Origin of the sequence: Microcystis sp. M090S1, from assembly GCF_020246295.1 — a bacterium.
GTDB classification, from domain to species: Bacteria; Cyanobacteriota; Cyanobacteriia; order Cyanobacteriales; family Microcystaceae; genus Microcystis; species Microcystis aeruginosa.
The window spans coordinates 1-6,046 of record NZ_JADBTF010000113.1; the positions used below are offsets into that span (position 1 = coordinate 1).

Consider the following 6,046-nt stretch of genomic DNA (forward strand, 5'->3'; position numbering starts at 1 on the left):
ACCTGTTAAAATCCGATGTTAGTGCAAGAAAATAGGATTGGGACATTCAAAAACCTTACATTATTCTTCTTGTAGTACAAAACTGGCACAAAAAACAAGGGCAACAAAGCCTGAAACGACCGGCTACTGACTCGGAGACTCCTGACTCCTAACCCCACCAATACACTTTTTCAGCAAACCCTATTTAGGATTTGCTGAAAAACTTTTTCGGCAAACCCTAACTATAGGCTCAAGCTCACTTTTTCACTAGCTTGGGCAACTCTCGAAAACGTTGGCGTAAACTCTCGATATTAGCCGATTTACCGCCATAACGCCAATCAACGTAGGCGCGAGTAATCTCCTCGATAATATTCGCCACCGGGGGCGGTTGGACGCTGCGGGCGGCGGTGGCGTATTCTAAAGGGGTTTGAGCGGGATGTTTGCCATAACCGGCTTCTGTTAAGATTCCTAACATTTGCTGGTATAAACGCTCGATCGGTGGTAGTTTTGCCAACTTGCGACCCCGACGCCAACGATGGAACTGTCCCCATCCTAACCAACCAGCGTAAGCGAAGACGACCCCCACTAAACCTCCGAGAATTCCCCCTAAAAGACTGCTGGAAATAAAGCGCCATAACCATGCCAATAACTTACCGATAGTGACGATAACATTTTCCCAAATCAGACCGAGAAAACCCGTTACTGGAGAGGGCAACCATCCGGCTACCCATTGCCAAAATTGCTTGAGGACGCTAAAAGGTTCCGCTTCCTCAAAGGATGGGGGAATTAATTCGTGGCCCGGGATAGGATCGAAATTGTACCAACCGTAACCCGGAAAAAACACCTCTGTGATGGCGTAAGCGTCCGTATTTTGGACAACATAAAAGCCAGTGAAAGGATTAAACTGGCCAGGAGCAAAACCGGTGGCTAATCGGGCAGGAATACCGATCGAGCGTAACATAATCGTTAACACGGTGGAAAAATGATCGGCGTAACCCCCCTGAAAACGAAACAAAAAGGCCGAGACTAAATCCTCATTTTCGGCTAAAAAGGGCAAATCGGTTTTTAATTCATAGTTTTGCTTTAATGCTTGGGCCAAATATAGGGCCTTCTCGTAGGGAGAGGTTAACGGTGTGGGAGATTTTGCCAGCAATTCCTCGGTTTTTCGGCGGACTTTCGGGGCAATTTCGGCAGGAATTTGTAAATAATACTTGAGAATAGCCTTCGGGTAAGTTTCTGGGGCCGATCGCAGTTGGCTGCGATTGCGTTCCGGCACTTGTGAGATTACAGTATAAGTTAGCCCTTCCGCTAACCCCCCCGGCGACCTTAAGCTATTTTCTCGGTCTAAAGATACCTGTCGGGTAGGAAAAAAGAGAAACTGAGGCGAAGTAAGAGCGGGGATAATATTCGGTAAACTGGAGACAATGCTGTAAGTTTGGACTACCTGATGGGTTTTTGCCTGGGTTGCAGGTAGCGGCACAAAAAAGCGATAGGACCAACTACTGCGATTTAAATCCTCTACTTCTTGATCTCGCGAGATTTGCCACCCTTGACCAGTATAGCGATCAAAGGCCATGGCCCGCCAGAATCCGGGGGCTTGAGAACGTACCCGCATGACTGTCTGGGGAGTCATACTTCCCCGCAAATTTTGGTTGATTTGGGGGTTAAAACCGTAATAAAAGGTAGGATCTAGCTGTCCTGACCCTGTAGTGGGACTATTACCGCCATTTACGCCACCATTCCCCGTTTCACCCTCGCGCACATAGCCGGGGTTAACGATTTGTCTGTCTCCCTGTTCAAAATCCTGATTTTCCATACCTCCTGGACTATTGACGGGAAAAGATTGAATTTGATAACCCGGAAAACGCGGCATCAGGGCAAAAATTGTCAATCCCAAGAGGAGAATGGTCAGAAAGAAAATCCCGAAACGTTTGGGAGAAAGGGGAGAATTTGGCGGGGAAACTAATTTTTTTGTGGCTAGATGCGGGGGTTTCTTTGAGAAGAAAGGGAGACTCTGATTGAGATTATCTAAACCTAAACGAGAACGATAGTCTAAAACTAGGGTAGGTAGGGATAAAAGCAGAAAGAGGATTAACCAAGGCGCAAAAGCGAGGGTTTGGGAGATTGTCCCAGCGACTCCCAAGAGAATTAAACCGATTACCATAGAATACCCTAAATCTTTGCGTCGGGGCAGGTCAAAACTATGGAGAATTTGCAGTTGAATTAATAATTGTGTTAAGGCAATGCGACTATCCTGCATCGCAACGATATTACCCAAGAATAGCGCCAACACCACTAACATTCCGATCGCTATACAGAATTTTGCCCCGATATTGCGCTTTTTCCTGCGTCGCCAACTCCAGATTCCGCCGATAATACTGAGAGGAACGGCCCAAATACCGGTATAACTATCAGTAGCCACATCGGTGGCGATAATACCGACGATTACTAAAGCTTGCACCAGAATTCTTAAAATAATCGATTCCTCGGTTTCTGGCAAGGGAGAAGATTCTATCTTTTGCCAGAGGGTTTTTAAGGAAGGTCTTGGACGAGCGGCACTGCTAACCATAGGGTAAATTGGGAGAAGGATCAAAAAGTTAATTTTATGTTTCCCAGTTCTAATCTCGATCGCTCCATGAGGTAAAGTGGATTTTAGATGTCAGGAGTCAGGAGACAGGAGACAGGAGACAGGAGACAGGAGAAGGGAGCAGGGGAGATAGGGAGAAAAAAGCTGATAACTGATAACTGATAACTGATTACTGACCTATGATAGCCGTTACCAAGCCTGAAATTTTACCGTTACTTCATCCCCTGATTGGACAATTAGCCACGGCAATTCTGTCCCACTGGGAAAATTATCTTGATTTGTCGCCCTTTGAGTTGCCGGAAGGTTTAGGCTATGTGGAGGGACGTTTAGAAGGGGAAAAATTAATTATCGAGAATCGCTGCTATCAAACTCCCCAGTTCCGCAAAATGCACCTAGAACTGGCTAAACTGGGCAATGGTTTGGATATCCTTCACTGTGTCATGTTCCCCCGTCCAGAATATCCGCTGCCGATGTTCGGATGTGATATAGTCTCTGGCAAAGCGGGAATCAGTGCCGCTATTGTGGATCTTTCTCCCACCAGTGTCGATAAAACCCTCTCTAGTGCCTATAATCAAGCTTTAGCGGCTCTACCTGGGGCTGATTTCGCCCAAGCTCGTGATTTGCCGCCTTGGGGTCATATTTTCTCCGAATATTGTCTGTTTATTCGTCCCGAAACCGCCGCCGAGGAACGACAATTTTTACAAAGAGTAACAGATTTCTTGACAATTCACTGCAAATGTGCTAAGGCAAGTCAGCCTCTTTCCGGGGAAGAAGCGCGCATTTATTTACAGGGACAACGGGATTATTGTAGTCAACAGCAAAAAAACGATAAAACTCGGCGTGTACTAGAAAAAGCCTTTGGTTGGGAATGGGCAGAGCGTTATATGACGGGTGTTCTCTTTGATTTGCCCGATTAAACTGAACTATCCCTTTCCCCCTTGCTACTAGGGTTGATTCATCGTAGGGTTGATTCATCGTAGGGTTGATTCATGAATCAACCCTATCCTTAATAAGGGGGGAGCCGACAATTTTTAACACCTACCCACTTATTTAGAGATTTTCTGCAACCTCATCGCTATTTTTCCCATTTTTGAACTCTTAAAAATTAATTAGGCCAGAAGTCTCTTGAAACTTAACAATATTAATAGACAAAGACAGGAAAATAATTGCTAGATTGATTTAGGTACAGTTAACTGTAACCGCGAGAAGAAGAGAAAAAAAGCGGTTTTCCCAGGTAAAACCACCAAAAAGCCGTAGCTTAATTTCTCGATTCTGACGATTAAATAAATATTAAAAAGTCGGACATAAATTCTGTTGTCTATCTTAAGAAATGTAAATTGCCGCAATTCTTACTGACGACCGACTCCTGACTCCTGACTCCTTACCCCACAGTTAACTTTACTTTTGTCCAACTACTTAAAACAGCCGATGAATCTAACGAACTTTCCTTGGTTAACTGCCATCATCCTTTTTCCCATCGTCGCCGCTTTATTAGTTCCCATAATTCCCGATAAAGACGGTAAAACCGTGAGATGGTTTGCTCTGACGGTGGGATTAATCGACTTTGCCCTAATTATCTACGCTTTCTATACCAGTTACGATTTCGCTAATCCCAATCTGCAATTAGTGGAAAGTTACCAATGGTTGCCCGAAATTGACCTAAGATGGTCCTTAGGAGCCGATGGCCTCTCCATGCCTCTGATTATCTTAACGGGATTTATCACCACTCTGGCTATCTTAGCGGCTTGGCCGGTGACTTTTAAACCGAAACTATTCTACTTCCTAATGCTGTTGATGTACGGGGGACAGATTGCGGTGTTTGCCGTACAGGATCTGTTACTGTTCTTCCTCGTCTGGGAATTAGAATTAGTCCCCGTCTATCTCATCCTCTCCATTTGGGGCGGTAAACGCCGTCTCTACGCGGCCACCAAATTTATCCTTTACACCGCCGGAGGCTCTCTATTCATCCTTGTAGCGGCGCTGACGATGGCTTTTTATGGCGATACCGTCTCCTTTGACATGGTGACTATTGCTGGCAAGGATTTCCCCCTGAAACTGCAATTATTCCTCTACGCCGGTTTTCTGATTGCCTACGGGGTAAAACTGCCGATTTTCCCCCTCCATACTTGGCTACCGGATGCCCACGGCGAAGCCACTGCCCCCGCCCATATGTTACTAGCGGGAATTTTGCTTAAAATGGGTGGTTATGCGCTCTTACGGATGAATATGGGGATGTTACCCGATGCTCACGCCGTTTTCGCTCCCGTTTTGGTGATTTTAGGGGTAGTTAATATTATCTACGCCGCCTTAACCTCCTTTGCCCAACGCAATCTTAAGCGCAAAATTGCCTATTCTTCCATCTCTCACATGGGATTTGTGCTGATTGGCATGGCTTCCTTTACCGATATTGGTACAAGCGGGGCGATGTTACAGATGATTTCCCACGGACTGATTGGGGCGAGTTTATTCTTTATGGTCGGTTGTACCTACGATCGCACCCATACCCTGATGTTAGACGAGATGGGCGGTGTCGGCAAGAAAATGAAGAAAGTTTTTGCCATGTGGACTACCTGTTCCCTCGCTTCCCTGGCTTTGCCCGGGATGAGCGGTTTTGTGGCGGAATTAATGGTATTTATCGGTTTTGCCACCAGTGATGCCTATAGTCCCACTTTCCGCGTTATTATCGTCTTTTTAGCGGCTATCGGTGTCATTCTCACCCCGATTTATCTCTTGTCCATGTTGCGAGAAATTCTCTACGGGCCGGAAAATAAGGAATTAGAAGAACACCATGCCCTAGTGGATGCGGAACCCCGGGAAGTCTTTATCATCGCTTCTCTATTAGTGCCAATTATCGGCATTGGACTCTATCCCAAAGTGGCCACGACGATTTACGATGCTACCACCAATAAATTAACCGCCCTAGCGCGTAATTCCGTCCCCAGTTTAGTGCAACAGGCAAAGGCAAAAACCGCTAGTTTCTCCCTTTATTCCCTAAAAGCACCCGAAATTTAAATGTAGGGTGGGTTAGGCGACGACAAGTTAAGCAGTTAACCAATAATTAAAAATTCGCCGTAACCCACCACATTATTGATCAAGAGAGGACTTATCAGGAATAAGTAGCTTTAACAGAAACAATATCTGACTTATTTCGGAACGCATAGCTCTGATCTCACCTTCAATCACATCAAAGCGTTTTGATATTGAATTCTTGTCATAATCAATAGGCATCGAGTCTTGAGTAGATAGATTGTTGAGTTTATTAGCAAGAGCTGCCCAACTATTAGCTTTTAATCCAAAATAATACTTAGCTTCATTTAGCGTTCTAAACTGCTGCTTAAGAGTAAGCTTTTACGCATTTAAGTTACATTGACAGCATTACCCTTATTTTTAAGTTTTCTACTCCATTTAATAATCAATCCCCCTTCATTTAAAAGCTGATTGACTACTTTTTCCAGTTCTTCTTTATTTTCAAATTCTCGA

At 45.0% G+C, this 6,046-nt stretch carries 3 protein-coding genes and 1 pseudogene; 2 read left to right on the top strand and 2 right to left on the bottom strand.

Going from position 1 to position 6,046, the window contains the following annotated elements; translation table 11 throughout:
• Nucleotides 1–235: 235 nt before the first annotated feature.
• Nucleotides 236–2,548 carry a transglutaminase TgpA family protein gene (locus IM477_RS05250; RefSeq protein ID WP_287730815.1) on the bottom strand — a complete coding sequence of 771 codons (2,313 nt, stop codon included), beginning with the start codon at nt 2,546–2,548 and terminating at the stop codon, nt 236–238.
• Nucleotides 2,549–2,745: 197 nt separating this feature from the next.
• Here IM477_RS05250 and IM477_RS05255 point away from each other — a divergent pair, with 197 nt between their 5' ends.
• Entirely contained in the window at nt 2,746–3,483 is a 738-nt protein-coding gene (locus IM477_RS05255) for a phycocyanobilin:ferredoxin oxidoreductase (RefSeq protein ID WP_287730817.1), read from the top strand.
• Nucleotides 3,484–3,994: 511 nt separating this feature from the next.
• Nucleotides 3,995–5,578 (top strand): photosynthetic/respiratory NAD(P)H-quinone oxidoreductase subunit D1, encoded by a 1,584-nt coding sequence (gene ndhD1, locus IM477_RS05260; protein ID WP_045360515.1) that lies wholly within the window; start codon nt 3,995–3,997, stop codon nt 5,576–5,578.
• A gap of 344 nt (nt 5,579–5,922) precedes the next feature.
• Here ndhD1 and IM477_RS05265 read toward each other — a convergent pair.
• Nucleotides 5,923–6,046, bottom strand: a pseudogene (locus IM477_RS05265) (IS630 family transposase); the annotation flags it as partial.